Genomic DNA, 25,035 nt, shown 5'->3' with positions numbered 1-25,035 from the left:
CAACGTTAATAAAGTTGAAAAGCGGAGAAGCTTGCCGAATCCCCCAATACTCACGTATGAATCTGCTAGTTAAACGCTATGGTTGAACAATTACCGATTCAATATATTAAGTTGGAAGCTGTTAATATTAGTGAGGTGTTACTTTATTGTCTAGTGGCAAACCTTCACCAGATCTCAGGCTTTACGAGAAGCTACTAATGCTGTTCCCCGGGTACAAGGGTTATAAGGAGAAAGAGCTTATCAGGGAGACCGACAGGGTTGTCAGGGATGAGCTTTACAGGAGGCTTAAGAAGAGCGTTTCAGACCTCAGAAGCTTTTACTCGCTCATAGTGTCGTCATCAGGTTCCACGCCTGTTTCAAACCGTGTTGAAAAACTCATCTACAGGCTTGACTCCCTGGCCGAGAAAACGAGGCACGCACCCTACGGGTACAGACCGCTTTTCCACGCTTTCAAGGTTGACGAGAACGTTCTGGACAAGATGCTGGAGCATGATTTAAACATGGGCGTGGTAGTTGAGGAGCTGAACAAGACTACTTCAAGCAAGCCGTCGAGCATCCTGGAGGCTGAGAAGTTCCTTGCGAGTATCGAGGAGCTTTTAGGGAAGTATGAATCCCTCCTGGAGGAGAGGGAGAGGATATTGTCCGGGATTGTGAGGTGATGATGCGTGAGCAAGACTAACGTTATAGAGTGGGTTAACCCCGGCCCCGAGGATATTTTATGGGTTTACCCGTACGAGGATATTAGATGGGGCAGCGTTCTAGTAGTGCACGAGTATGAGACAGCAGTGTTCATGAGAGATGGGAAAATATACGATGTCCTACCGCCTGGTAGACATGTTTTGACGACACAGAACCTCCCGCTTCTAACAAGGGCTTTCAGGCTCGTGGCAGGCTATGGTGAAACCCCGTTCAAAGCTAGGATAATCTTCGTATCGCTGAAGCAGTTCAGAGGGAAGTTTGGGCTGTCAACAAGGGTTAAGCTGGGTCCCCGCACCCTTTACATGACGGAGCTCCAGAGCTTTGGAGAATTCTGGTACAGGGTTGCAGACCCCGTCCTCTTCCTAACACAGGTAGCCGGGGCCGTGAGGGAGCTGTCTTCAACAGTGGTTGCAGACTTTATAAGAAACTACTTCGTGGAGACGCTGATACAGGAGATCAGCAAGTACAGCGCAATAGATATCTACACCAACCTAACCCAGGTTACAAGTAGGCTGAAGGCGGGAACAATCCAGGAGGCATTCGCGCAGAGAGGGTTAGAGCTCATTGATGTTAAAATAGCCGGGATAACCCTGCCCCAGCTTGAGAGAATGGAGAAAGAGGACCCGACCTATGGACTACCCCTCCTGCTCGCAATCCAGAAGGGAGACGAGGACAAGGTGTTGGAGATTGTTAAAACAGTTGAAGTCATGAGGGCTCTTGGGAAATCACCGGCCGCAGGCTGGATGGGTGCTCTCGTAGCCATGCCGACATTAATGCAGCAGGCTATTCAGCCTACTCAGCCGCAACAGCCTCAGCAGGCACCTCCCCAGCCAGCGCCAACGCCAGCCCAGCCGCAGGAAAGCCCCCTCGTAGCCAAGCTGAGGGAGCTGAAGAAAATGCTTGACGAGGGCTTGATAACCCAGGAGGAGTACGACCAGCTGAAGAAGGAGTTGCTTGAGAAGTATAAGAAGGAGATGTAGCCGTGATATTCTTCAAGAGTGAGAGGGAGAAGTTTGAGGACGAGTTAAACAAGGCTTTCAGCGATAGAAACAAGGGGAATATAGAGGGTGCTGTAAAGCACTTCCTTAACGCTTACGAGATCGCTTCTAAGTCGAACGACCCCGAGATTAACCGGAGGGCTGGGGAAACCATCTTCTACGCGACATTCTACGATGCGCTTTTGAAGAAAACCCCTGAAGCATTCTCGAAAGCCGCAGAGCAGTGTAGGAAGCTAGATCCCGCCCTCCCGTTAGATATTGGGATCGCTGCAAAGCCTACAGCGGGGGAGCTTGCGAGAGATCTCGAGCTGGCTTCAATGATCTTCAGCCTGCCTAGATTCAACATTAACGAAGCCGTGAAGATGGATGAATCGATCGCTCAGAAATATGAGGAGGTTGGCAATATTCTCCTCGGGGAAGGCTCGAGGAGGCTGATACTCGAGGACTTGCTGAACATTCACGACTCTTTAAGCTCGGTTGGCTTCAGGCTCCTAGGTTACGCGAGGATTATAAGAGCGTTGAAAATAGAGGCTGACAACCCCTCTAAAGCTGTTGAACTATACAGTGAGGCAATGGCGTATCTTCAGCAAGCGCCTCCCGAGGTTAGAAGCTTCGTGAACGATAAGCTGGGGAAGCTTTCGAAAACAACGAAGTGCTGGGTTTGTCACAGGGAGATACAGGGCGAGGAGATAAACTACATCTACATGCCGGCCTCGGTTAACAATTATATAAGGGAGAAATATGGGGGCGAGGCGTCTTTCCTCATAGCTGACGGCAAGATAGCTGTGTGCAGGGTATGCTACACCATGGTTTACAATCTAAGCGACGCGCTGGCTAAGAGATATTATGAGCTAGCAATGAAGGCTCTTCAAGAAGTCGAGGCAAGGTTGAACGCTAGGATAAGCTCGCTTGAAGTGAGAGTCTCAGCTATAAGGGTTCAAGTGGGAAGAAGATAAGGCTAGGATAGGGGGATAGCATGGAGACAGTTGTGTTGCGATGCACCAACTGCGGAGCCCCTCTTCCGAAACCCCAGCAAGGAGAGGAATGGGTTAGGTGCGAATACTGCGGCTTCCTCAACAAGATAGTGGACGCCACCCGCTATATTGAAAAACTCAGAGGCGAGCTTGAGAAGTGGATTAAGGAGTTACTGCCCTCCACCGCCGTCTCCACAACTGTTGCAGATATTGCTGCTAGGCATCAAATATTCCAGAGCCTGATAAAGCCGAAGCTGTTAATGACCAGGGCTAATGTTAGGGCGAAATACCTCCAGTACTTGTCAAACCCTGTGACACCTGTTCCACCTCCCACACCGCCAGGGGAGGAGCCGAGAGCGTTTTTCGAGGAGGCGTTGAAAGTACAGGCTGTCAAGGACTTCGCAGTCTCAGAAGAGGATTCAAGATTCGTTAGTGAAACAATAATCTACGGTAACACCGCAGGATACCTCCTCAACGCTCTGCGAGCACTATCGAAGTATGATGTAAAGTCTGCTTTGAAGAATATTGATGAAGCCTTGTCCGAAATTCCAGACGACCCTGGTTTCACGTTTGTTAAACAAAGGCTCAGCTCTATCAAGACAATGCTCGCATCTCTTGAACAGCTCTATGCCAGGAACACTTCAGCAGCACTTGACCTTGCGAAAACAGGTGTTGACCAGTACGCTTTGCTTCTCGAGAGGGTTGGGTCCTCGCCCATCCCGGAGGTTAACAGGGGTATTTTAGAAGTTGAGAAAATGGCTGCTGAATCAATATATCATTTATCAGACGCTGCTCACAAGTTCTTCACGGCTGGAAGAGATCCTTTGGAGATTGTGAGATGGGTTGAAGCATACATGAGTGTTTTCAAATGGCTGAGAGACACCTATAAGAGGCCTATCCAGGATCTTCTGGAGATAATGGTTAACCTCAAGAAGCTAGCATACGGGAAGACGGGTTCACCCGAGGTTAACGTGCTCCCTGGCAGGGGAGGCTTCTACGTTCCATTCTACGTGGTTGAGTGCAGGTTCTCGTTCGTCAAGGGCATTGTTTTCAGGAAGGGCGGGGAGTCAAGGCTCACTGTTCTAGTAGCCTCAATACCTCCATACGCTGAAAACCCAGTTCTAGACGTCCTAGGATTATACACTGGGAGAACGCCGCCTCCCGAGAAAATTGAGGAAGCACCCGGCTACTCTCTGGCTAAAGATATTGCTTCCTCAGCAAGGGTTTCAAGCATACCTGGAGAAGCCAGGGCTTTCCCCCCGTTCATATCCAGCGTGCTAGCCGAGAAGCTCGTGGACGGTTATATTGAAGCAGTCAACAACAAGTACAGGGGCAAGATAACCTTTGCATCCTCCCAGGCAGTAGGCCTGGTTTACATACCTTTCAACACGCTCGACCAGAAAACACTTGTGAACGAGAAAGGACTGGGCGTACGTCTCACAACCGAGTTAAATAACCTGTTAAAGCTAACTATATAGTAGAGTTGAATAAGTATGAGCGAATACCTCGTTCTAACCGGGTTAGCGGCAACAATGCTGTTCGCAATACTGACATTTCTGAGAATTAACATCGCTACAAGCTTCAGAGACTTCGCGGTCTTTATCGCGTCAATAATTTTAGCAATCGCTTCAACGCTTGCTGTAACAGGAGGGGAAGGCGTCACGCTAGCCGCGGGAATCTTCCTCTATGTTAACGCGGTTTGGTTCTACGGCGTGGGAAACGCTCAGCAGTCTGCGAGAAAAGCCTTCTTCGCGCCCAGCGCACCCAGGGTGTTCATCGGATTATTATTCTTCATCATCGCCACATGGATCGCCTTCTCAGGGATTGATTTAAGAATAACCTTGATCATTCTACTAGTATCCATCCTCTTAGCAGCCTACAAGGTTAGAGTGCTTGAGAAGAAGTAATTTTCAATCGTAGTGGGCCCGAGGGGATTCGAACCCCTGACCTACGGGTCACTCCCTCCAGATCTATCTCATCCCGTAAAGGTCGTCTGACCCATAGCACTGGATCTGGAGCTTCGACCGCTGGAGACATCCCCCAGCGTCCGCCGCTCTGCCTGGCTGAGCTACGGGCCCACTACCAGTCATCGAGTTCTATTATAACTTTAGGAGTCATATAAGCTTTTCCGCTTAAAACCATTTTAAGGGTTCAACGAATACTTCTTCACTTGCCGGCAGATGAAGAGGGAACCCGGGGATAGAACCCCCTCTGAACACGGTGTTGACAAGGCCCGCACAAGATGCCGGGTTGAAAAGGTGGTTGCCTTGGAGGATTGGGTAATCTACGCATTGCTAGATGCCTTCATGGCTGCGCTTGCAACGATTTTCGCTAAAATAGGGCTTCAACACGTGGACTCCCTCACCGGCACCGCCTTAAGGTCTATAGTAATGATGGTTTTCGCAGTAGCGGTCATGCTAACCTTCAGGGGAACAGGCTTCGTGTCAACAATTACTTCGAGAGAAGCACTTTTCATAGTGCTAAGCGGCGTGGCTGGAGGAGCATCATGGGTTCTCTACTTCCTAGCGCTCCAGAAAGGGGAGACAACGCCTGTGGCCATAATCGATAAGTCCAGCCTTCTATTCGTGATAGCATTATCAGTGATCATTCTTCACGAACAGCTTACCCTTAAGAAAGTCGTTGCGAGCGCGTTCATGATCGTTGCTATATACCTACTCGTTTTTTAGAAAACTTCTCTACTCCTGCTTTCCTTCCTCTCCAGCTTCTATTTTAGGAGGCTTGAGCCAGAGCTCCCTCATCCTCCTCCTCTTCAAGGTGAACGTCTCGTTCTCAACGTACTTGTAAACTGTTGAATGCCTCCTCCCCTGTATCAGCATTTCAATAGCTGTTTTAGCTATATTAGCTGTTTCAAAATCCCCAATGATAGCCACGTAAGGCTCATATATCGATATGAACGCACCGGTCATTTCCTCAAGAGTCCTCCTCGCCTTACCATCCTCGCCGATTATTCTCCCTAGAACCCTTGCCACATGGTTAGGCTTATCTCCCACGTACTGTCTAACATCTATGACCATTAACACCTGGTCCTCATCCAGCAACCTCATAGCCCTGTCAGGGCTGAAGCCGTAGGCTATTGCCTTAACTATATCCCTTGCCTTCATAAGCTCGAGAGCGGTGGTTGTGGGGAGGGCTGGCTCTATCACTACGCCGCCTGTTAAAGAATCTATCGTTATAGCTGTCCTAGTCTTCTCCTCTATCTCCTTCTTCACCCGGCCGTTATCGCCTATTAAAACCCCTATCCTCTCCAAAGGTATTTTCTCGTAGAGTCTTGTAACGCCTAGGATGAATCTTCCCTTCTCCTCTCCAGACATTTAAACAACCCCTCCAAAACCTCCTCGTCACTTAAAACATTTATCTTGGCTTCATTTTTGAAAAACCTGTTAATATTTCTAACATCCCTTTCGAGAAACTCCTTCGCGTTAGGGTGTGAGTAGTCGACAGCCTGGCTTACATCTATGATTGCTATGTCGAGATCAGGCTTAACCATTATGTTGAACTCTGATAAATCCCCGTGCACGAGCCTAGCCTTGCAGACAATTTTCTCCAGCTCCTCTAAAACCAGCTTGTAAATGTTTTCCAACTCCTCTTTCTCCAGCTCCTTGTAGGCTTCCACTAGCAATGGATACCTCTTACCCTCCTCGCCCAGGAACTCCATAACTAAAACATTGTTGAGAAACGCGACAGGCTCCGGAACCTTGACCCCTGCCTCCCTCATCCTTACAAGATTCCTGTACTCCTTCCTCGTCCACGCATAGATTAGCGCTCTCGTGTCACCGGTTTTAACCCCCTGAAACCTCGGGTCTCCGACAATATACTTCAATATTCCCTTCCTGAACTCTGCTGAGCTTGTTAGGTATATTTTAACAGCCAACGGCCTACCGTCTGAAGCGTAGCCGAGGTAAACCCTTGCTTCTTTGCCAGCACTGATCACGCCTGAAATCCGCTTTAAAACTCTTTTACGAATCAGGGAGACAACCGTTAGGACTGTGGATGTGTCGAAAACCTCCTCAACAGTCTCGTAGAGGTCTGCATCCTTGATTCTCGGCTCCTCTCCCCCTCTACGGAGAAGCCTGTCCACTTCATCGCTCATACGTATTCACTGAGAGCGTCAATGAACTCCTTGCTCAAAAAGCCCTTCTCAATAAGCTTGTTTATCTCGTTACGACCATACTTGTAAACCACTTCACCCTTATCCGGGCTGAAATCCCATAGTCCGACGAGAATTATGTCTCCCTCGTTAATCCACACTCTCTTCCTAAGCTTCCCCGGTATCCTAACCTTCCTGTCCACGCCATCCATGCATTTTGCCAGCAGGTAATCCCCGCCGAGATGCCTTATGACGCCGCAGACTACTGTATCGTCCCCGGGGAACGGTGTTTCTGCTCCGGGCCCTAGACCCTGGTCCTTCTTAGGCAAAACCTAATCACTCTCCCTTATCAAATACTCCTTTTCCTCTATTGACAATAATAATACTTCATCGCCGGCTTTTAAATGAGAATACCCGGGCTTAACCGGAACCTCTCTAAGCTCCCCCGTCTCCTCGTTGAGCAAGTAGACGTAGTTCTTGTCAACACTCGTCACGACATACCTGCCGCCTAGGTGAGCCCTTGGCAACGGCTTAATCCTTCCATCCCAGTAGCCTGACACCTTTGTCTGAACATGCTCTCCTGTTTCAAGAATCCTTATCTTCACCAGTCCTTTCGAAACCTCCTCGACAACGCCAACCTCACCCTGGTACTCGACCACCATGCCCTTGTGTATTGGCGGGATTCTCACGGACAGCGTTACAACACCCCTCCACTTACCCTCGTGAGCGTCAAACCGGGTTGACCTGAAGGACTCGGTTGTTGATGCCCCGTACTTCCTGCTCAGAATGCTTGAAAGCTTCCTGGCGGCAACAGGGTCTTCGAACTTGACGTCCACGCCTTCCCTCACAGTCTCAACCTCTGTGACGCTTGAAGCCAGCCCAGCCTTAACAATAAGCTCCTCAACCTCCTCAGCCAGCTTCTCGACATCTACCTCTCCCTCAACCCTTACCTGGACTAATGCTTTATGAGAACCTCCTGCCCTGGCTAAGCATGAGGGGCACGGCTTGTAGGTTATTTTAACAGGGGCTTCCAGCTCGTAGTTCACGGGATTGGTTTCCTTAATCAATAATTGATAGTTCAAGGTCACCCCGTGCTCGCTCGCGCTGATTTTATGGAGTGGTTTAACCACCGAAACATCTAAAACCTCCACTTCCTCCCTGAGGAAGCGCTTAGACTCCCCCATCGCGATTCTTCTTAAAACCTCGTTTTCTTCCAAAGGATGATTCCACTCTCCCTTGTAAAACCATGCACCGCACTTAGGGCAGACCGTCACCTCAAGCCTCGGCTTATCCTTGAATGGGGTGAGGTATTTAACATAGCATTCAAGACAGTGGTTTCCAATAATCTCCTCGTCCGGTACCTCTCTTCCGCAACGCACGCAGAACCTCATATGCAACACCTATAGTATTGCGAAGAAGGCTATTGGAACACCTTGAACTATGAGAATGGCATCAGGATGGATGAACCCCCTCTCTATTGCTGCTTTAACAATTCTCTCGCCAACCAGGTTGCCTGTTGTAGCAGTGGAGAGGATCTCCAAGGCTTCTTCAACACTTTTAAGCTCCCCCTTGTAGAAGAAAGGGTCTACTACGTATTTAATGCCCTTATCCGGGTCGACAAGGGTTTTTCCCAGAACCTCTTCATCGCACACTGACACTACTACTTCGTCGTCTGAAAACCTTACGCTTACATACTCCAAGCCGGTGTAGGCTTCCCGACCACCTTTCTCCTCCATCAAGACATCACGCGCTCTAGAAAGCCGGTAGCGTGGTCTCCGCGCCGCAGGCCTCGCACCTCATCACGAAAACCTTGCCCTTCTTAGCAAGCTTCGTGTGGATGGCTCCGCAGGTGGGACATTTAACGTATTTCTCAACGAAGACTTCTATAAGCTTGTTGATGACTGAGGCGTTGAACTTGCCCTGCAATAGCAACTGCCCAGCATCGTTGAGGAAGGCGGGAACACCAAGCTCCTTGACAAAGTATTTTTGAACAATATCTTTCTCCCTACCAAGAGCCTCAGCTATTTCCGAGAAATTGTGAACAATAGTTCTGCCTCCAACGATCAAAACCTCGGCCCTGGGGATTTCGAAAACCTCGCCGCTGCTCTTCTTAGACGGCAGTCTCTGAATCGCCCTGTCCAACAGCTCCTCGTAACTGTAGTCCCTGATACTCTTCAAAAACAACACCTCTCCAGGGAGATTATTGTTAAGAGGGCTATTTAACAATAATTCTGTTAATGGATGGTTTAATGAGGGTTTACGTGGAAACATACGGCTGCGCGCTCAACAGGAGCGATGAAGCCTTGATGAAGCATGTTTTAACAGAGAGAGGGCACTCTATTGTTGCCGACCCCTCCAGCGCTGACGTGGTAATAATCAATACTTGCACGGTTAGGCTTGACACGGAGCAACACATGTTGAAGAAAATAACCAGTCTTAGAAGACTGGTTCAGGAGAGAAATGCGAAGCTCGTGATTGCTGGATGCCTCCCCGCTGCACAGCCATACAAGGTGTTGAAAACCGCTCCTGAAGCCAGCCTTGTCTCCCCGCAGAACTCTTCCAGAATCCATGTAGCAGTGGAATCAAGCGGGAAGGTTGTGATGCTGGATGGGGTTAGGGAGAGAGACAGGATAGGACTGTTCTTCGAGAACAGGATTGCGCCAATACCTATTCAAGAAGGATGCTTGAGCAACTGCTCCTTCTGCATAACAAGACATGCTAGAAGAGTATTAGTGAGCCACACTGTTGAAGCAATCGTAAAATCCGTTGAGACCGCTGTGAGAATGGGCGCGGTGGAGATACAGTTGACGGGGATGGACCTGGGCACTTACGGAGTAGACCTGTACGGTAAACGGTGTCTCCCAGAACTGGTGAGAAGGATTTCAACACTGCAGGGAGAGTTCAGGGTTAGAATAGGGATGATAAACCCGGAGCACCTGCCACCAATCCTTGACGAGCTGGTTGAAGCCGTCAATTCTGACCGCAGGATCTACAGGTTTCTGCACATCCCTCTGCAGTCTGGTAGCGACAAAGTGTTGAAGGCTATGAATAGGAAATACACTGTTGACGAGTACAGGGGTTTAATCAAAGAGGTAAAGCGGAAAATCAGTGACGTTAGCATTGCAACCGATATAATAGTAGGCCACCCCTCCGAGGATGAGGAAGACTTCGAAAATACTTTGAAGATAATTAAGGAGTTAGAGTTTGAAAGAGTTCACTTCGCAGGCTACAGCGTGAGACCCAACACACTTTCAGCTGGAATGCCGAACATTCCGACACGTGTTAGAAAGGAAAGAATGCTCAGAATGCTTGAAACCGTGGAGGAGATGGGGCTTAAGGTTAGGGAGAAATATGTTGGATCAACCCTGCCGGTGTTTGTAACAGAGTACTCTAACACATGGGTTGGCAGGCTTGACAACTACATCCCTGTTATCCTGCTGGGAGGAGGCCTGCTCGATTATGGAGTATCTGTTGAAGCAGTAATTGAAAAAGCTACTTTCTACGACCTCAGAGGCAGGGTTCGGGGAGGGATGGGTTAAACATTCTTTTAGTAAACTTTCACGAAACGGACTTCAGGATCATACTCCTTGAATCTTCCAATCAATTCGGACATGAAATCAATGATCTCAATATGCCTGATACTAGGACCCGTGGGATGCGCTACAATCCTTATAGTAAATCTCGACGGGCCTACATGCCGTATAATGGTTCTCCTATCATCTATCCTGAAAACCTCCGGTTTAAAGCTCTTGAATAGCTCTATCAGCTTCCGCAAGTCCTCTTCACCTGTGATCTTCAAACGAACGTCAAACACCACGGTTGGTGTCAGCGGTTTCAACACGGCGTTATACATTACCGTGTTGGGTATCAAGTACTTCTCGCCAAAGACATCTTCGATCTCGCAGTATGACGATGAAATCTTCGCCACCCTCCCGTAAACCGGCTCTTTGAAACCGGGCAGTACTATTTCAAAATACTTGCCCATGATCTTCTTATCCATTTGAAGTGATAGGTAGGCGATAAACCCTCTTATCTTATCGATAAGCATGAAGACTAAGACAAGGGTCAGCCCCGCTATCGCTATAAGAGCCATGTGTACCTCTATGAACTGGGCTACCAGGACGAGGAAGGATATAACTATGATTGAAATATCCAGAATCCTCAAAACTGTTTCCTTACCCGTGACTGAGATCGTGCCTCGCATTGCCAGGGAGTCGAGGAGTTTTTTGAAAAGCACTCTAACAATGACTAGTGTGAGAACTATGATTATTGGGACCTCGAGCTTAGACAGTAAGTCCTGGATTAGGCTTGGCTCAGCCATGATTACCCCTTTATATTGCTTATAAAATCAGTTCCCGTAGCCATTATCACCAAGATATCTCCGGGTTTTAAAACATCGTCTTCAGAAGGCACTTTAAACCTGGTTCCGTCAAACATGAGTATGATCTTGCCTACCTCCTCACTCATTTCAAGATCCTTAATCCTGGATCCTGCTGCCCTATCCCCTTCCGCAACCCCTACGACATATAGGTCGAAAGATCCAAGCTTTCCCAGTAGAACAGGTGTCAGGACCGATGACATGTAGTCTGCTACAATGCTCGCCAAGATCTTAGGCTGCGTTATAGGGATTCCGAGCTGGAGCTCCCGAACCAGCTCGCCAATCTTCTCCTCGGCAAACCTCCCGATCCTGATAGGTACATTGTAGATTTTCGCTATTGCGAGAACCAACATGTTTATTTCATCACTATTGGTTAAGGCTAGGACAGCGTTTATCTCGTCCATCTTCACCTCTCGAGCGTAAACGTCAACGTCCGTTGCGCTCTTATTGATCACCAGGACATCGTACTTTGACTCCAGCTCTCTTTTCCGCGCCTCATCCTTCTCTATAACTATGATCTCGTTTTCCCTAGGGTTCAGCATTTTAATTAAGTTCTCAGCGAACTCGCCGCCACCGGCTATGAGTATTTTCATGAAAAACCCTCAGCTAACACTGCTCCAAGGTATTTTATTATTGGTGAACTATCTTAATAATTTAATAGTTTTCCTGCCCAGGATCCAGCCTACAAGCATGAGGAGTGGGAGATACTCCAGCCTTCCTAGAACCATCAGTAAGATTAAAACAGCTTTAACCCCGGGGGGCGCCGTGGCAGATGCGATCCCTGTGGATAATCCCACACAGCTCGCGGCCGATGCTGATTCAAACAACGCGTCGGCATAGTCGAAGCCTGGGAGCATGAGTTTTATAAGCATGGCCCCTGTGAAGACTGCTGTGAAATGTGTTAAAGCCAGTAAGAGTGCGGAAGCCACTTCCGAGTCGTCCATCACGTTTTCCCCTAGCCTAATCCTTGTCTCAGCCCTCCCACCTGTTACAATGCTTATTGACGCAGCCTTAAGCTTCTTCAAAATTATGAGAAACCTGAGCACTTTAATGCCTCCCACGGTTGCAAAGGTCATCCCTCCAATAAGCATTGAGAAGGTGAGGATAAGCTTCGTAGCGTATGGGAGTTGACTGATCGCGCCGATGTTGAAGCCTGTTGTAGTCATTGCGGAGATCGCGTTGAAAACCCCGGAGACTATTGTTTCAGAAATGTTTGATGAAATGTTATTGGATGAAAGCATGGATGCAGATGTGGTGGCGGAGAAGAACAGTAAGAGAACTATGTAGAGCTTGAACTCCTCGTTACGGGCAACCTCGCCCACATCCCCTCTTAAAAGCTTGTCAAGAAGGAGGAAGTTCGTAGCCCCAAGCACCATTACAATGATTAATGGAATAGAGGTTAAGGGCGCAGTGCGGTAGATGTGGTCGTAGTTAGCATCGTAGTTGCTCATACCGCCGGTGGCTATTCCGGTCATCGAGTGCGTTACAGCGTCGAAAATGTTCATGCCCGAGTAGTAGAGCATGAGGGCTCCGGCAAGTGTTAAAACTATGTAGATGTTGAAAAGTCTTCGCGCGGTTCGATACATTGAAGCCTCTATCCTAACCGGTCTCTCAACACCGTACATGAGTAGCCCATACCTGTAGAAGAAGGGGAACAATACCATTGCGAAAACAACGAACCCCAGCTCCCCGACCCACTGCATTAAAGCCCTCCAGAACAGTATGCTAGGCTTCAACTTCTCAAGCCCTGCGAGAACCGTTAACCCGGTTCCGGTGAACCCTGAGACGCTTTCAAAGAACGCATCGTACAATGGTATTGAAAGCTCAATAGACAACGGTATTGCGGAGATCGCGGGTAGAAGAGTCCACGCTAGAGTAGAGGAGAGAACTGCTTCAATAAATGACAAGCCCTCCTGTGTCTGTATTCTCGAAAGCAGGAAACCCCCTGTCATGAGGATGATTGAGAATGCGAGAAACCCTGCCGAAACCTGCTCACCGTACGCTAAATCTATCAAGGGCACAGAGGTCATAAGTGCGCCCAGCAGGGACATGAGAGCTCCCGTGGTTTTCAGAACATTAAGGCCCCGTAGCTCAACCATACGCGCTAACCATTCATAGTATACACCTCATATTGTAAAAAACGTTTTGTTGATTGAACTGTTATCAACCGGTGAGGAGTGTTATCATCGGCATGAAGGCTATCAACACTATGGAGGACAATAGCGTTAAAACCAGGCCAACCTTAGCCATCTCATAGTTCTTGAAGTATCCGTAGGAGTAGGCGATAGCGTTCGGGGGAGTGTTGGCTGGTAGGAGGAATGCGAAGCATGATGCTACACCAGCTACAATGCCCGTGAACCTTGCATCCATGCCTAGGGATCCTGCTATCGCTATTGCGATTGGGACGAATGCTGACGAGGTGGCTGTTATACTGCAAAATACTGTTACACTGAACCCTGCCACCAACGCTATTACGATGTTGACAAGATAAGGTGATGCCCCGGCCAGCCCTGTCGCTATAGCGTCTGCAAGCATTTTAACAATCCCGGTTTCCCTCAGACCTCCACCCAATGCCAGCCCTCCGGCGACGAGGAATAAAACACCCCAGTCAGCCTCTCGCGAAACCTCATCCCATGACAGTGTTCCAACCCCAGGTATCAGGTAGAGTATGATGATTATCAAGGAGGCTATGTAGGTCCAGTTAGGGAGAATAGGGTAGAACGAGTCCATAAGCCATAGAACCACTGCTACTCCGAAAATTGCCAGGGTTGTCTTCTGCTGTTTGTTCAGTTTTCCAATCTTAGCTAGCTCTCCTTCAACAATGCTTTTGCCTCCCGGGATTGTTTTGACCTCCGGAGGATAAAACAGTGTGAGGAGTTTCCATGCAATAATCGTTAATGCTAAGGCTATTGGAACACCCCACGCCATCCACATGGCAAAAGTGATGTCGTACCCTGTTGCTTCCTTAACATTCCTGATAGTAATGGGTACCGGAGGAGTCCCGACAGGTGTGCCTATCCCGCCGATAGTTGCCGCGTATGCAACACCGATCATCATTATCTTCCCCGCATTGCTCCTCCCCTTCTCCGCCCTTATCAGCTCCAGCATACCCACGGCTACAGGCGCCATTATTGCCGCCGCAGCCGTGTTAGGAATCCACATTGAGAGAAGGGCTGTGGCAAGCATCATGCCGAGGACTATCCTATCGGTTTGCTCACCCATGAATGAAAGAATCTTAAGGCTTAGAAGACGATCCAGCTGGTACTTTGAGAGAGCAATGGATATTACTAACCCGGCTAGGATCAGCATGTTGACATCGGACGCTATGTAGGACAATCCCTTCGCTAGAGGGAATACGCCGAAGACTATTTCCAGAAGGATTATAATTATGCCTGTAACAGGTATGGGCACGCACTCCGTGACCCAGTAGGCTATTGCCAATATGGAAATGCCTATCATTGCTTTCTGTTGCAGTGTGAGATCTCCGAGCGGAGAGTACGCTACTATCCCAACCAGTGCAAGCATCGCAACAGTCACAGCCAGTTTCCACTTATTATTCATAAGCATCCCTTAAGGGAACCAAGAATATTGGAAGGGTTGCGTGAAAATAAAAATATAACTCTAACTAAGCAACGGTCTCACCGTATTTCCCGCTCAACCACTCATCTTCATCTGCTCCTCGAGGCTCCTCGCCATCTTGGACGCGTCCTCCCTGCTGAACAACCCCATATCTGATAAGCGAGTTAAACACACCTCAACCCTCTCTGGGGTAGTGTTGGCCAATAGGTTTTTAGCACTAACCTCCGGCTTCATCTCCTCCTTGTCAAGCACTTGTTTAACCCAGGAGAAGTAGTTAGCGATTCCCTCGTTAATGTAGTGGATGAGTCTTGGCCCAAGCATTCCACCAGGCTCCAGGACCACTATTGTCGTAATACTTGAACGAGCAGTTCCATCCGAAACATACGAGGTGTATACAAGGGGGATTAAATGTATCTCCTCACTCTTCGACGGCGCGTTAATGCTGATTTCTTCAATCCTTCTCCCAGCCTTGACAAGCCCCTCTACGTACTCCTGGAGACTACTCCTAATAGCGTCAAACCTCTTACCAGCCTCCTGGATCAATGCTTCCACCTCTTTCTGAACCGCTTCCCTCTCGCTGAGAATCGACCTAACCTTGTTATTCTCCGCTTCTACAAGCTCGCTATACTTTTTCTCAACCCTTCTAACCTCGTAATCATACGATTCCTTAGCGTTCTCAAGCTCCTTCTCAAGATTCTTCAACGTCTTCTTCTGGTCGTTAAGCCTCTTCTTCAAATCCGAGGTGTCCTTGTCGTACTCCTTCGCCTTTTCCAACTCCTCCTCAAGCCTCCTAACGTTTTCACGAGTCTCAACTATCCTTTTCTCAACAGTCTCAATATTAGGTAGATATCTTTCTTTTACCGCGGAAAGCTCCTCATCCTTCTTTCTCTTCAATTCTTCAATAGCCTTGGCAACGGCTTGCTTTGTCTCCTCAATCTTTTTATCCATAATTCTCAGCTTCTCATCATATTCCTTCGAAATATCCTTCTTCCATTCCTCTAGAAGCTCTCTAACCTTTTCCAACAGTTTGTTAACGTAGTCTACGAGTTCATCTACTTCGCTCATAACCTTTCTTATCCTACTGGCAACCTCCTCGTGATCAACTGAGGGGAAAGGTATTTCTATGAACGGGACGTTGTAGGTTGTCTCCATCCCTATTAGCGGCTTCAACCCTTGCAGTAAACCCGGGTCTGAGACCACGTTGTCAAGCTCTACAACCTCTTTCCGCACCCCCGACCTAGCGCCCGCCACGTCCTGGGCAAGCCTGCTTAGCTTTACCAGTCCGTCGAGAAAGCTCTTCCCGGTCATTGCTGAAAGCTCTTGCAACGCGGAGTCCAGTAGGTTCTTATCCACCACGTTATACTGTATGGTTAGCCTGCTACTCCTGAGCGGGTCTATTAGGACGGCCATCCCCTTCGAGGTCGGCTTGACAAGGAGCGGGTAGAGAACGAGCACGACCGCGCTGATCCTCTCCCCCTTCCTCCTTAGGAATCCAGGCTTTTTCCTAAGCTTCTCCGAATAGTAAAGTGCGAAGCCGACGACCTCGTCATCCCCCAGTTTCTGGTAGGCTTCACCCGTGTGCTTGAGGAGGAATGGCATATATCTCTTCGGAAAAACATTGACGTTAGAACTCATAACTCCCACTAAAGTAAGTTTATGTCACAAAGACCCTATTAAAAGCTGATACTGGGGTAGGAAACTCCTATGGGATAAGAAGACGCCACAATGAAATAGTTCACTACTTCATCCTAATTGTTAAAACCTGTGCCTAAGATTCAACAAATTAACCACTCGCGTAAAGCCAGCACTTTACCTTTCTCCCAGCGGCTAATTCGATGAATGGAGGCTCCTCCTTAGCGCATTTTTGACTAGCGTATGGGCACCTTGGGTGCAACCTGCAGCCTGTGGGCGGGTTAGCAGGATCCCCTATCTCCCCTTTCAGGATGATTTTCTCGAACCCTAGCTCCTGGCTGACCAGGGGGATTGCGGATAAAAGAGCCCGTGTATACGGGTGTAGAGGGTTCTTAATGACTTCATCGCTGGGCCCTTCCTCAACCAGCTGGGCAAGATACATTACCCCTATCCTATCCGCTATTAGGCTGAGCAAAACTATGTCGTGTGTAATGAACAATAGTGATTGATTATACTTCTCCTTGAAATCCAGCAGGAGCTTCACTATGGAAGCCCTTATGGAGGCGTCTAAATTACTGGTGGGTTCATCAGCAACAATGTACTCCGGTTTCAACAACATAGCCCTAGCTATAACAGCTCTCTGCAACTGCCCCCCGCTCAGGTTAAAAGGCCTCCTGCTAATGAAATCCTCCGCTGGAGTAAGGCCAACGTTCTCCAGCATTGCCTTAACCTGTTCCATCGCCTCACGCGTCTCCAACCCATAGTGCACTATCAGGGGTTCTGATAAAGCCTCGCCTATTGTCTGAACAGGGTTAACAGCCCCGTATGGGTCCTGAGGGATTAGCTGCATCCTCCTTCTCAAAGGCCTCAGCTTGCTCTCAGGTAGTCCTGTAATATCCTGTCCATCAAACAACACCCTCCCTGACACCGGCTTGTAAAGCCTGAGCGTTACCCTCCCTAACGTGGACTTCCCGCTACCGCTCTCGCCAACCAATCCATATATCAATCCCTTGTCAATGCTTAACGATACATTATCAACAGCTCTAACCTTCTTCTTCCTGCCGAAAGAACCTATATCAAACTCCATCACTATCCTGTCAAGTTCAAGTAGCGGCATCAAGCTCACCCGCGTAATGGCATGAAGCATAGTGTCCAGGGGAAACCTCTCTTAAAACAGGCTTCTCTACTCTACACTTATCGGTCGCGTATTCACACCTAGGGTTGAACACACATCCTTTAGGAGGGTTTCTTAAATCCGGCGGATAGCCTTTTAAAAACCTAGGCAACTCCTTAGACGAGATCCTTGGGAGAGATGCGAACAAGGCCTTCGTGTACGGGTGGAACATTTCTCTCATCAAGTCATCCTTACCAGCATACTCCATTACCTCTCCACCATACATTACAAGGATTTTATCAGTTCTCTCAAGAGCGAGAGCGATGTCGTGGGTTATCAGCATTATCGACACGTTGTGCTTAACCCTTATCTCATTCATCAAATCCATTATCTGCTTCTGCACGATAACGTCGAGGGCTGTAGTGGGTTCGTCAGCTACCACTATGGAAGGGTTTAAGGCTATAGCCATTGCTATTGAAACCCTCTGCTTCTGCCCCCCGCTGAGCTGGTGGGGGTAAGCGTCCCTAAGCCTCTCAGGTATCCCTACCGCTGCGAGTAGCTGGTAGCTTCTAGACTGCGCCTCCTCCTTCGATAAACCATGCTCCATGAGGAACTCTACGAATTGATCGCTCACCTTCCTCAAAGGGTCAAGAGTTGTGAAAGGGTCTTGGAAAACCATGGATATCCTGCTACCCCTTATCCCCCTAAGCTCCTTGCTTCCCAGTTCGAGAATGTTTCTCCCATCGAGAATCACGGCTCCCTTAACTATTCTACCGGGAGGAGGCACCATGTTCATGAGCGCGAAACCCAGCGTTGACTTCCCACTACCGCTTTCTCCTACAACCCCCAGCATCTCCCCGCGCTTCATGGTGAAGGAGACGGCTGAGACCGCTGATACAACCCCGCTGGCAGTGTAGTATTTAACCCATAAGTCTTCGACTCTTAAAGCCTCCATTAATCCCTCCCCCCGAACTTTAGGGAAACGCCCTCGCTGAGCAGGGCGAAGCCTATTGCTAGAAGAGTTATCATGAGCCCGGGGAATGCTAGCAGCCACCAGTCTCCTGAGAGGATGAAGCCTTTACCCTTGTAGAGGTCGAAACCCCAGTCAGGCTCCGGGGGTTGGACGGTTAAGCCGAGGAAGCTCAGCGCTGCCTCGGTGAGCACGGCGTCGGCACTGTTCATGCTGAACACTACCATTAAAGTCTGAGTTAGGTGTGGAAGAATATGTCTTGTAATTATCCTTGAAGACGGGATCCCGAGGGCCCTGGCAGCCTCGATGAAGAGCTCGTTCTTCAAGCTCAACACCTGGCCCCTGATCATCCTGAAATAGGTTGGAATGTAGACCACCGCTATGGCTATGGCAGCGTTCAAGGGACTCGTCCCGAGCGCAACAGATAACGCTATCGCAAGAATCAGGGATGGGAAGGCGTAAAGGGAATCCATTACGAATGATGCAACCTTGTCGATAAATCCGCCGACGTAGCCGCTTAAAAGACCGAGGATCGTTCCAACGCTCCCGCTCACGAGCACGGATAGGAAGACAACTACCAATATAATCCTGCTCCCGTAGACGATTCTTGAAAACATGTCTCTTCCAAGATTATCCGTGCCCATCAAATACTCGCGGGATGGAGGGCTTCTCTCAGGGCCGACTTTCTCCACGGGAGAGTAGGGGGCTATGAAGTCAGCGAAAACAGCCATGAATGTGAAGAACGCTATCATGGCAAGGCCAATAATTATGTAAGTGTTTAATCTCCCAAGCCTCATTAATACCTCACCCTGGGATCTATCAATGCGTAGAGAACGTCCACGATTAAACTGGTCAACCCTACTATGAAGGCAAATATTATCACTACTGCTTGTATAGCAGTGTAATCCCTGTACATTACCTTGTCGACCAAATAGGTGCCTATGCCGGGCCAGTTGAAAGTCGTCTCCGTTAAAACAGCCCCTCCAAGCAGGAGGGCGAATTGTAATCCCGCGTAAGTTGCCACCGGTATTAACACGTGCCTGAAGACGTGGCGGGACACAAGCTCCTCCCTGACCCCTCTCGCATAGTAAGCTGTAACCATCTTAGACTCCCTGATCTTAACCATGTTGTTAAGCGTTAGCCTTGTGAAAGGGCCGGATAGGACGAGGCCCAGGGTGAAAGCTGGCAGAACTATGTGTTTCACAGCGTCCACAAAGGCTGGAATATTGAGCTGGAGTAGTGAGTCTATAGTGTAGAGCCCGGTGACAGGTTTAAGGTAGAAACCGGTGGATAATCTGCCGCCTGAAGGAAGTATCCTGAGCCATTGAGAGAACACCAGCTGGAGGAATATTCCCAGGGCTGGTATGAATATCACATATGTGATAGAGCCCGTCAGCCTCGCGAAGTTTCTAACCGACTCCCTCTCGCTGTTGCCTGCTAAATACCCGGTTCCCACACCTATTAAGAGGCTGAAAGCCATAGCCCACACGGAAAGCTCTATGGTTGCTGGGAGCTTGTCCGCTATATCGCTCGCAATAGCCCTACCCCTCACTATCATGGACTTGCCCATATCTCCTTGGAGAAAGTTTACCAAGTACTCGAAATACTGCTGGTACAACGGTTTATCAAGCCCCAGATCCTTCATAATAGCGATCAACTGTTCTTCAGGGATGTTCTTAGTTCCCAGCGCAGCTAAAACAGGGTTCCCAGGCAGTATCCTTAAAACTATGAAGACAAGAGTGTACAAGACAATGATCGTGGGAATTATTAGCAAACCCCTTATTAGCACGTAACGGGCCAGGCCCATTGAGAAAACCCCTTTCAACTCAAATCTTTAACAAGTTATAGAGGGTTAAATTTATAAATTAAATGGAACTGTAAAAACTATTGGTGTGGGATTTGAATAAAAAGATAATAATAGTATTACTCCTACTTATAATTATCGCCGCGGGAGTATTAATCTACGTATACACGCAGCCAGCACAGCCTGCTCTGGCTGAAAGGGTTGTCATAGGAGTTACCGATAAAGTAACCGATCTCGACCCTTCAAACGCCTACGATTTCTTCACGTGGGAAATACTAACCAACGTGATGGAAGGCCTGGTCAAGTATAAGCCCGGCACAGATGAGCTTATCCCCGGTATCGCGGAAAGCTGGACGGTTTCAGAGGATGGTGCTGTGTGGACTTTCAAGTTGAAGCAGAATGTTTCATTCTGCGATGGGAGAAAGCTCACTGCCGATGATGTTGTTAGAAGTATTGAAAGAGTGATGACTATTAACGGGGACCCTGCGTGGCTCGTCACAGACTTTGTCTCGAACGTTACTGCCTTGGACAACTATACTGTAAGATTTGAGCTGGCAACACCTGCAGCCTTCTTCTTAGCCGTAGCCGCGACGCCTCCATACTTCCCAGTACACCCGAGCTATCCCAACGAGATAGTGAGCGATGCAACCTGGGGCGGGGCCGGACCCTACTGCATTGCAGAGTTTAAGCGTGACGAGTACATAGTGTTAAGGGAGAACCCGTACTATCATGGCGAGAAGCCGAAGACTAAGGAGATTGTTGTCAAGTTTTACAGGGATGCTACGTCCCTAAGGCTTGCCTTGGAGAACGGCGAGGTCGACATTGCTTGGAGAACCTTGAGGCCTCAAGACTACACTGACCTGGAGAGGAAGCCGAACCTTGTAGTCCAGAGCATCCCGGGCACGTTCATAAGGTACATAATTGTTAATGTGAAAATGTCCCCAGTTGACAACGTCCTGGTGAGGAAGGCCATAGCCGCTGCGATAAACAGGACTGAAATAGCGTCAACAGTCTTTTACAACACCATGAGCCCGCTCTACAGCCTGGTTCCAGCTGGAATGTGGGGGCACGTAGATGCTTTCAAAGAGGCATATGGCCCAGGCCCAAACATCACTCTCGCCCGGGATCTCTTAATGCAAGCAGGGTTCAGCGAGGAGAACAAGTTGGTGATCGAGCTATGGTACACGCCCACCCACTATGGTGACACGGAGGCTGACGTAGCCACCTTGCTAAAGAACCAGCTAGAGGCTACGGGAATGATCACCGTCCAGCTTAAGAGTGCTGAGTGGAGCACGTATGTTGACAACGCCAGGAACAACAGGATGATGCTAAGCCTGTTCGGATGGTATCCTGACTACATAGACCCGGACAACTTCCTGACGCCATTCCTGATGACAGGTGCTAACAAGTGGACAGGTTCGCAGTACTCCAACCCAACGGTGGACGAGCTACTGAATCAGGCTCAAGTACTAGTTAATCAGTCCGAGAGAATTGAACTCTACAGGCAGGTTCAGAACATCCTTGCAGAGGAAGTCCCGTTCATACCTTTACTGCAAGGAAACCTTATGATAGTCTACAATACTAATGTGCACGGGATTCTGATAGGGCCGCCTATGCTAATGCCGTACTACACGATTTACAAGACAGTTCCCTAATTTTTCAAGCCTTTTTTACAAAACCCTCTTTCCTGTTGAATAGTGTTCTAGCTTGTAGAATTTTCTGCTAATTGACACGTGTCAAATTTAAAAAGGGATGAAACAATACCACATCTTGGTGAAAACCTTGAACCATGTTAGCAAGGAGAAGGTAGAAATCGTGAAGAATTTGCTTAAAAGAATCCATGAAGGAGAAAGCTATGAGGAGTTGAGGAAGGAGTTCTCGCATATTCTATCACAGATTACTCCCTTTGAAATAGTCACGGTTGAACAGGAGCTCGTCAGGGAAGGCGTATCCGTAAGCGAGATATTGAAGATGTGTGATATCCACCTGGATTTATTCAAAAACGTCCTCGCATCCAGGGAGCTCAAAGACATTCCCAAGGGGCATCCCCTGGACCTGCTAATTTCCGAGAACGATGAGATATTGAAGACTTCGGAAGCCCTCGGCCTTTACGCAGGCCTCTTAGCCCAAGCCTTGAAGAATGGTGATGCCGAAAATGCTTCAAAAGCCTTAGCAAACGTTAAATCACTGATCACTATTGCGAAGAACCAGCTGAGAAGCCATTACAGGAAGAACCAGATGGTTCTCTTCCCTTACTTGGAGAGGAGAGGCATCTACGCTATTCCCAGGGTTCTATGGGGTAGGGAGGACCAGGTTATTGTAAAGATAAGGGAGTTGCTGAGTTTGCTCGATAAGGTTGTTGTGAACCCGTTAAGCGAGGAGTACGCCAAGGTTTCGGAGATTGCTACACAGCTCTCAAGGGATATCGCTGACCTAGTGTTCCGTGAGAACAAAATCCTCTACCCAGCACTATGGGTTCTTTTATCGGAAGGTGAGTGGGCAGGGGTTGACAAAGTGGCTGGAAAACTAGGCTTCTTCGTGAAGCAGGATAAGCATGAGTGGACGCCGTCTGAGGAGCCGAAGTATCCGTATCAAGTGGTTGCGGAGATAACCCCTGAGCAGGCTGAAAGACTTCCTGAGGAGGTGAAGGGTGTTATCGGCTCTACGAGTTTTCAACCAGATGACTACTCTGTAGTGAGAGAAGGCGATCTTGAGTTTGAAACAGGCTTCCTCTCGCGTGAGGAGGTTGAGGCATTGTTTAAATCCCTCCCACTTGAGATCACCTACGCTGACGTGAACAATAGGGTGAGATTCTTCAGCGAGAGCAGTGTTTCAGGAGGATTTCCTCGCGCAAAAACCATTCTTGGGCGCAGGCTTGAATACTGCCACCCTCCCAGGCTTGAGCAGTATGTTGCAAGAAATGTTGAAGCCTTGAAAACGGGCAGGGAGAAATACAGGGTTTTCTGGACGAGGCTTGGGGACAGGATCATAAGGGTTTTACTCGTAGCTGTGAGAAAGCCTGACGGGGAGCTACTCGGCGTTGCAGAGATTGTGGAAGACTTCACCGAAGTATTGAATAATCCTGAAGAGATCATGAAGAAGATAGTGGTGTTGTAGTTTGCCTAAAAACATTTTCGAGCTAGCATACCGGTATGTTGAACCCTCGATTAAAAGACTCATAGTGCTGAAGCTCGTAGAGAAGAATATTCCACCCATAGCTATAGCGGAGAAGTTAGGGGTTTCACCATCCCTGGTTTCAAGATATATGAAAGGAGAGAGAGGCATGTTCCTCGATGTTTCGAAAAACCCAGGGATCATGGAGAGGGTTGAGCAGGTTTCCGAGAAAATAGCCCGGGGAGAGCTTGAAGGAGTCAGTCTTCAAATAGAGGTTAACAAGGTTGTGCTGAAAACCCTGGCCGACAAGCATGTTTGCGGGCTACATAAATTGGTTGATGAAACCGTAAACCCGGTTACCTGCAACATATGCCCCACGCTCTTCGCCGAAGCCATCAAATAACTTTGAGACGTCGCAGGTTCTGAGGCCGTAAAATTGAGGTTAAAAATATAAAACGTGAAACACTATTAAACAGGATTGAAGCGGGCCCGTTGCCTAGCCAGGATAGGGCGCCGGCCTTCTAAGTAGGCTCCGAGGAGAGCCGGAGGCCCGGGGTTCGAATCCCCGCGGGCCCGCTTCAAGGTTTCCCACGCCTCAAGCCCCAGCTACTCCGTTTCCTCTTAAGAAGACAGTGATTTTTAACAGTGTCCTGATAAGTATACCTGACAGCGTGGTGGATGTTGAGAGGTCTTGTAATCGCTGGGTACGGGGGACACGCCGGCTATGCTTTCTCAGCGGCTTACGAGCTTGCCAAGCATGGTGTGGAATTAGACATATTGCTTCCAAAAGGCTACGAGCACCTGTCCAAGAAGTTCACCAGGCTGGGGAAGTTGCGTTACGCCGTCCTCCCTCGAAAGCCGCTGGAGCCTTTCCACCGTGGAATCCACAGGTGGCTGGCAGGGTTTGCCAGCACAGCATGGCTTGTCAAGGAGAAGTATGATTTCGTCTTCGCTGCTGGCTCCAACTTCTCCATACCCGCCTCAGCATGGCTTAAGCTGTTTAAAGGCACGCCGGTGTACGTTGTTGAAGATGTTAACAGGTTTTCCAAGCCTGCTAAAGCTGTTAAAATCCTTCACATGCTGGGAGCCAAGGTTCTCCTCCACTGGGAGGAGCAAAAAGCGCTTTACGATGATGGAATCGTTGTTGGACCTTTACACGAGCCCGCACTCCACCAGCCTAGTGACGAAGGGTATTTGCTGGTAACTCTTGGAACACTGGGATCATCAGAGGTTTTCGAAGCCGTGGTAAGACTTAGCTTTGAGAAAGTGGTTGTTCAAACTGGCGACATAGATCCCACCCCCTTCATCTCCAGGAAGCCTCACTGGGTTTTCTTCAAACATGTTGACGACTTCCACAAGTGGCTTGCAGGGGCATCAGTGGTTGTCACCCACCCGGGCACGACCGCCGTCACCGCCAGGCTCGCGTATGGGAAACCCGTAGTGATAGTCTACTCTAAAAGGCATTCACCGCTCTATCCTAGAGAAGACGTTGAAATGCTTGCATCCAAGCTGAAAGCGGTTTTCATAGACCAAGTAACTCCTGGTAATCTAGAGGCTGCTTTACAGGAAGCCGCCAAGCTTGAAAAACCTTTATACGAGAACGGGGCTCGGAACGCTTCAGAATTCATATTAAGGGATTGCTTAAAAACATGAGTCATGAATAAA

26 protein-coding genes and 2 tRNA genes are annotated in these 25,035 nt (G+C 48.7%); 12 read left to right on the top strand and 16 right to left on the bottom strand.

The features are described 5' to 3' along the window. The first annotated feature begins 146 nt into the window (after positions 1–146). The 5 genes from IMZ38_RS02615 to IMZ38_RS02595 are packed head-to-tail and all read left to right on the top strand — an operon-like array spanning position 147 to position 4,578. Positions 147–659, top strand: a complete 513-nt coding sequence (locus IMZ38_RS02615) for a hypothetical protein (protein WP_227410907.1) — start codon at positions 147–149, stop codon at positions 657–659. Positions 660–665: 6 nt separating this feature from the next. Further along, positions 666–1,679 (top strand): SPFH domain-containing protein, encoded by a 1,014-nt coding sequence (locus IMZ38_RS02610; protein ID WP_193436627.1) that lies wholly within the window; start codon positions 666–668, stop codon positions 1,677–1,679. 2 nt (positions 1,680–1,681) lie between these two features. Next, positions 1,682–2,653 carry a hypothetical protein gene (locus tag IMZ38_RS02605; protein WP_193436626.1) on the top strand — a complete coding sequence of 324 codons (972 nt, stop codon included), beginning with the start codon at positions 1,682–1,684 and terminating at the stop codon, positions 2,651–2,653. A 20-nt stretch (positions 2,654–2,673) separates the two neighbouring features. After that, positions 2,674–4,149 (top strand): TFIIB-type zinc ribbon-containing protein, encoded by a 1,476-nt coding sequence (locus tag IMZ38_RS02600; protein WP_193436625.1) that lies wholly within the window; start codon positions 2,674–2,676, stop codon positions 4,147–4,149. 15 nt (positions 4,150–4,164) lie between these two features. Further along, positions 4,165–4,578, top strand: a complete 414-nt coding sequence (locus tag IMZ38_RS02595; RefSeq protein ID WP_193436624.1) for a hypothetical protein — start codon at positions 4,165–4,167, stop codon at positions 4,576–4,578. A gap of 13 nt (positions 4,579–4,591) precedes the next feature. Here IMZ38_RS02595 and IMZ38_RS02590 read toward each other — a convergent pair. Next, positions 4,592–4,749 (bottom strand) — tRNA-Trp (locus IMZ38_RS02590). Positions 4,750–4,851: 102 nt separating this feature from the next. Here IMZ38_RS02590 and IMZ38_RS02585 point away from each other — a divergent pair. Then, on the top strand, positions 4,852–5,358 hold the full coding sequence (locus IMZ38_RS02585) for an EamA family transporter (protein ID WP_227410906.1): 507 nt from the start codon (positions 4,852–4,854) through the stop codon (positions 5,356–5,358). 9 nt (positions 5,359–5,367) lie between these two features. Here IMZ38_RS02585 and IMZ38_RS02580 read toward each other — a convergent pair whose 3' ends face one another. From IMZ38_RS02580 to IMZ38_RS02555, 6 genes are read right to left on the bottom strand one after another with little or no spacing between them, the layout of a single operon-like run. Then, on the bottom strand, positions 5,368–6,003 hold the full coding sequence (locus IMZ38_RS02580) for a KH domain-containing protein (RefSeq protein WP_193436623.1): 636 nt from the start codon (positions 6,001–6,003) through the stop codon (positions 5,368–5,370). After that, the gene (locus IMZ38_RS02575) at positions 5,970–6,782 is read right to left on the bottom strand and encodes a serine protein kinase RIO (RefSeq protein WP_193436622.1); all 813 of its coding nucleotides are present in this window, start codon (positions 6,780–6,782) and stop codon (positions 5,970–5,972) included. The genes IMZ38_RS02580 and IMZ38_RS02575 overlap by 34 nt, the downstream gene beginning before the upstream one ends. After that, positions 6,779–7,108 carry a translation initiation factor aIF-1A gene (locus IMZ38_RS02570; RefSeq protein ID WP_193436621.1) on the bottom strand — a complete coding sequence of 110 codons (330 nt, stop codon included), beginning with the start codon at positions 7,106–7,108 and terminating at the stop codon, positions 6,779–6,781. The genes IMZ38_RS02575 and IMZ38_RS02570 overlap by 4 nt, the downstream gene beginning before the upstream one ends. Before the next feature lie 3 nt (positions 7,109–7,111). Next, entirely contained in the window at positions 7,112–8,170 is a 1,059-nt protein-coding gene (locus IMZ38_RS02565; RefSeq protein WP_193436620.1) for a 60S ribosomal export protein NMD3, read from the bottom strand. Positions 8,171–8,179: 9 nt separating this feature from the next. Then, positions 8,180–8,515, bottom strand: a complete 336-nt coding sequence (locus IMZ38_RS02560) for a DUF424 domain-containing protein (protein WP_193436619.1) — start codon at positions 8,513–8,515, stop codon at positions 8,180–8,182. A 16-nt stretch (positions 8,516–8,531) separates the two neighbouring features. Then, positions 8,532–8,966: a translation initiation factor IF-2 subunit beta gene (locus IMZ38_RS02555; RefSeq protein WP_319637053.1), complete on the bottom strand. Its 435-nt coding sequence runs from the start codon at positions 8,964–8,966 to the stop codon at positions 8,532–8,534. 62 nt (positions 8,967–9,028) lie between these two features. Here IMZ38_RS02555 and IMZ38_RS02550 point away from each other — a divergent pair, with 62 nt between their 5' ends. After that, the gene (locus IMZ38_RS02550) at positions 9,029–10,318 is read left to right on the top strand and encodes a tRNA (N(6)-L-threonylcarbamoyladenosine(37)-C(2))-methylthiotransferase (protein WP_193436885.1); all 1,290 of its coding nucleotides are present in this window, start codon (positions 9,029–9,031) and stop codon (positions 10,316–10,318) included. Positions 10,319–10,326: 8 nt separating this feature from the next. Here IMZ38_RS02550 and IMZ38_RS02545 read toward each other — a convergent pair whose 3' ends face one another. The 9 genes from IMZ38_RS02545 to IMZ38_RS02505 form a co-directional block, all read right to left on the bottom strand. Beyond that, the gene (locus IMZ38_RS02545; RefSeq protein WP_193436617.1) at positions 10,327–11,100 is read right to left on the bottom strand and encodes a mechanosensitive ion channel; all 774 of its coding nucleotides are present in this window, start codon (positions 11,098–11,100) and stop codon (positions 10,327–10,329) included. Between the two features lie 2 nt (positions 11,101–11,102). Then, on the bottom strand, positions 11,103–11,750 hold the full coding sequence (locus IMZ38_RS02540) for a potassium channel family protein (protein WP_193436616.1): 648 nt from the start codon (positions 11,748–11,750) through the stop codon (positions 11,103–11,105). A gap of 48 nt (positions 11,751–11,798) precedes the next feature. Then, on the bottom strand, positions 11,799–13,256 hold the full coding sequence (locus tag IMZ38_RS02535; RefSeq protein ID WP_193436615.1) for a TrkH family potassium uptake protein: 1,458 nt from the start codon (positions 13,254–13,256) through the stop codon (positions 11,799–11,801). A 64-nt stretch (positions 13,257–13,320) separates the two neighbouring features. After that, complete coding sequence (locus IMZ38_RS02530) at positions 13,321–14,718, bottom strand: SLC13 family permease (protein ID WP_193436614.1); 1,398 nt, start codon at positions 14,716–14,718, stop codon at positions 13,321–13,323. Between the two features lie 93 nt (positions 14,719–14,811). Further along, positions 14,812–16,371 carry a hypothetical protein gene (locus tag IMZ38_RS02525; protein WP_193436613.1) on the bottom strand — a complete coding sequence of 520 codons (1,560 nt, stop codon included), beginning with the start codon at positions 16,369–16,371 and terminating at the stop codon, positions 14,812–14,814. A 148-nt stretch (positions 16,372–16,519) separates the two neighbouring features. Continuing rightward, positions 16,520–17,485 carry an ABC transporter ATP-binding protein gene (locus IMZ38_RS02520; protein ID WP_193436612.1) on the bottom strand — a complete coding sequence of 322 codons (966 nt, stop codon included), beginning with the start codon at positions 17,483–17,485 and terminating at the stop codon, positions 16,520–16,522. Then, a complete protein-coding gene (locus IMZ38_RS02515) occupies positions 17,472–18,437 on the bottom strand; it encodes an ABC transporter ATP-binding protein (protein WP_193436611.1) in 966 nt (321 codons plus the stop codon). The genes IMZ38_RS02520 and IMZ38_RS02515 overlap by 14 nt, the downstream gene beginning before the upstream one ends. Continuing rightward, the gene (locus tag IMZ38_RS02510) at positions 18,437–19,249 is read right to left on the bottom strand and encodes an ABC transporter permease (RefSeq protein ID WP_193436610.1); all 813 of its coding nucleotides are present in this window, start codon (positions 19,247–19,249) and stop codon (positions 18,437–18,439) included. The genes IMZ38_RS02515 and IMZ38_RS02510 overlap by 1 nt, the downstream gene beginning before the upstream one ends. Further along, the gene (locus IMZ38_RS02505; protein WP_193436609.1) at positions 19,249–20,259 is read right to left on the bottom strand and encodes an ABC transporter permease; all 1,011 of its coding nucleotides are present in this window, start codon (positions 20,257–20,259) and stop codon (positions 19,249–19,251) included. Before IMZ38_RS02505 ends, IMZ38_RS02510 begins: the two co-directional genes overlap by 1 nt. A gap of 92 nt (positions 20,260–20,351) precedes the next feature. On the opposite strand from IMZ38_RS02505, the gene IMZ38_RS02500 reads away from it, so the two are divergent. The 5 genes from IMZ38_RS02500 to IMZ38_RS02480 all read left to right on the top strand — a co-directional run bounded on the left by IMZ38_RS02500 (position 20,352) and on the right by IMZ38_RS02480 (position 25,023). Continuing rightward, positions 20,352–21,911 (top strand): ABC transporter substrate-binding protein, encoded by a 1,560-nt coding sequence (locus IMZ38_RS02500; protein WP_413743235.1) that lies wholly within the window; start codon positions 20,352–20,354, stop codon positions 21,909–21,911. Positions 21,912–22,038: 127 nt separating this feature from the next. Further along, a complete protein-coding gene (locus IMZ38_RS02495; protein WP_227410905.1) occupies positions 22,039–23,373 on the top strand; it encodes a DUF438 domain-containing protein in 1,335 nt (444 codons plus the stop codon). A 1-nt stretch (position 23,374) separates the two neighbouring features. Beyond that, complete coding sequence (locus tag IMZ38_RS02490; RefSeq protein WP_193436606.1) at positions 23,375–23,773, top strand: transcriptional regulator; 399 nt, start codon at positions 23,375–23,377, stop codon at positions 23,771–23,773. Positions 23,774–23,855: 82 nt separating this feature from the next. Next, positions 23,856–23,946 (top strand) — tRNA-Arg (locus tag IMZ38_RS02485). Between the two features lie 102 nt (positions 23,947–24,048). Continuing rightward, positions 24,049–25,023 carry a UDP-N-acetylglucosamine--N-acetylmuramyl-(pentapeptide) pyrophosphoryl-undecaprenol N-acetylglucosamine transferase gene (locus IMZ38_RS02480; RefSeq protein WP_193436605.1) on the top strand — a complete coding sequence of 325 codons (975 nt, stop codon included), beginning with the start codon at positions 24,049–24,051 and terminating at the stop codon, positions 25,021–25,023. Positions 25,024–25,035: the final 12 nt, after the last annotated feature.

The organism is Thermosphaera aggregans (assembly GCF_014962245.1).
Classification (GTDB): domain Archaea; phylum Thermoproteota; class Thermoprotei_A; order Sulfolobales; family Desulfurococcaceae; genus Thermosphaera; species Thermosphaera chiliense.
Note: the sequence above shows the minus strand (reverse complement) of the source record. Positions and strands in the feature narration are given on the sequence as shown.

What these genes read in the sequence shown, in the direction of transcription:
- IMZ38_RS02600 (WP_193436625.1), top strand. Translation starts at nt 2,674, where the DNA reads ATGGAGACAGTTGTGTTGCGATGCACCAACTGCGGAGCCCCTCTTCCG.
- IMZ38_RS02595 (WP_193436624.1), top strand. Translation starts at nt 4,165, where the DNA reads ATGAGCGAATACCTCGTTCTAACCGGGTTAGCGGCAACAATGCTGTTC.
- IMZ38_RS02585 (WP_227410906.1), top strand. Translation starts at nt 4,852, where the DNA reads ATGAAGAGGGAACCCGGGGATAGAACCCCCTCTGAACACGGTGTTGAC.
- IMZ38_RS02580 (WP_193436623.1), bottom strand. Translation starts at nt 6,003, where the DNA reads ATGTCTGGAGAGGAGAAGGGAAGATTCATCCTAGGCGTTACAAGACTC.
- IMZ38_RS02575 (WP_193436622.1), bottom strand. Translation starts at nt 6,782, where the DNA reads ATGAGCGATGAAGTGGACAGGCTTCTCCGTAGAGGGGGAGAGGAGCCG.
- IMZ38_RS02565 (WP_193436620.1), bottom strand. Translation starts at nt 8,170, where the DNA reads ATGAGGTTCTGCGTGCGTTGCGGAAGAGAGGTACCGGACGAGGAGATT.
- IMZ38_RS02560 (WP_193436619.1), bottom strand. Translation starts at nt 8,515, where the DNA reads ATGGAGGAGAAAGGTGGTCGGGAAGCCTACACCGGCTTGGAGTATGTA.
- IMZ38_RS02550 (WP_193436885.1), top strand. Translation starts at nt 9,029, where the DNA reads ATGAGGGTTTACGTGGAAACATACGGCTGCGCGCTCAACAGGAGCGAT.
- IMZ38_RS02545 (WP_193436617.1), bottom strand. Translation starts at nt 11,100, where the DNA reads ATGGCTGAGCCAAGCCTAATCCAGGACTTACTGTCTAAGCTCGAGGTC.
- IMZ38_RS02540 (WP_193436616.1), bottom strand. Translation starts at nt 11,750, where the DNA reads ATGAAAATACTCATAGCCGGTGGCGGCGAGTTCGCTGAGAACTTAATT.
- IMZ38_RS02535 (WP_193436615.1), bottom strand. Translation starts at nt 13,256, where the DNA reads ATGGTTGAGCTACGGGGCCTTAATGTTCTGAAAACCACGGGAGCTCTC.
- IMZ38_RS02530 (WP_193436614.1), bottom strand. Translation starts at nt 14,718, where the DNA reads ATGAATAATAAGTGGAAACTGGCTGTGACTGTTGCGATGCTTGCACTG.
- IMZ38_RS02525 (WP_193436613.1), bottom strand. Translation starts at nt 16,371, where the DNA reads ATGAGTTCTAACGTCAATGTTTTTCCGAAGAGATATATGCCATTCCTC.
- IMZ38_RS02520 (WP_193436612.1), bottom strand. Translation starts at nt 17,485, where the DNA reads ATGCCGCTACTTGAACTTGACAGGATAGTGATGGAGTTTGATATAGGT.
- IMZ38_RS02515 (WP_193436611.1), bottom strand. Translation starts at nt 18,437, where the DNA reads ATGGAGGCTTTAAGAGTCGAAGACTTATGGGTTAAATACTACACTGCC.
- IMZ38_RS02510 (WP_193436610.1), bottom strand. Translation starts at nt 19,249, where the DNA reads ATGAGGCTTGGGAGATTAAACACTTACATAATTATTGGCCTTGCCATG.
- IMZ38_RS02505 (WP_193436609.1), bottom strand. Translation starts at nt 20,259, where the DNA reads ATGGGCCTGGCCCGTTACGTGCTAATAAGGGGTTTGCTAATAATTCCC.
- IMZ38_RS02480 (WP_193436605.1), top strand. Translation starts at nt 24,049, where the DNA reads ATGTTGAGAGGTCTTGTAATCGCTGGGTACGGGGGACACGCCGGCTAT.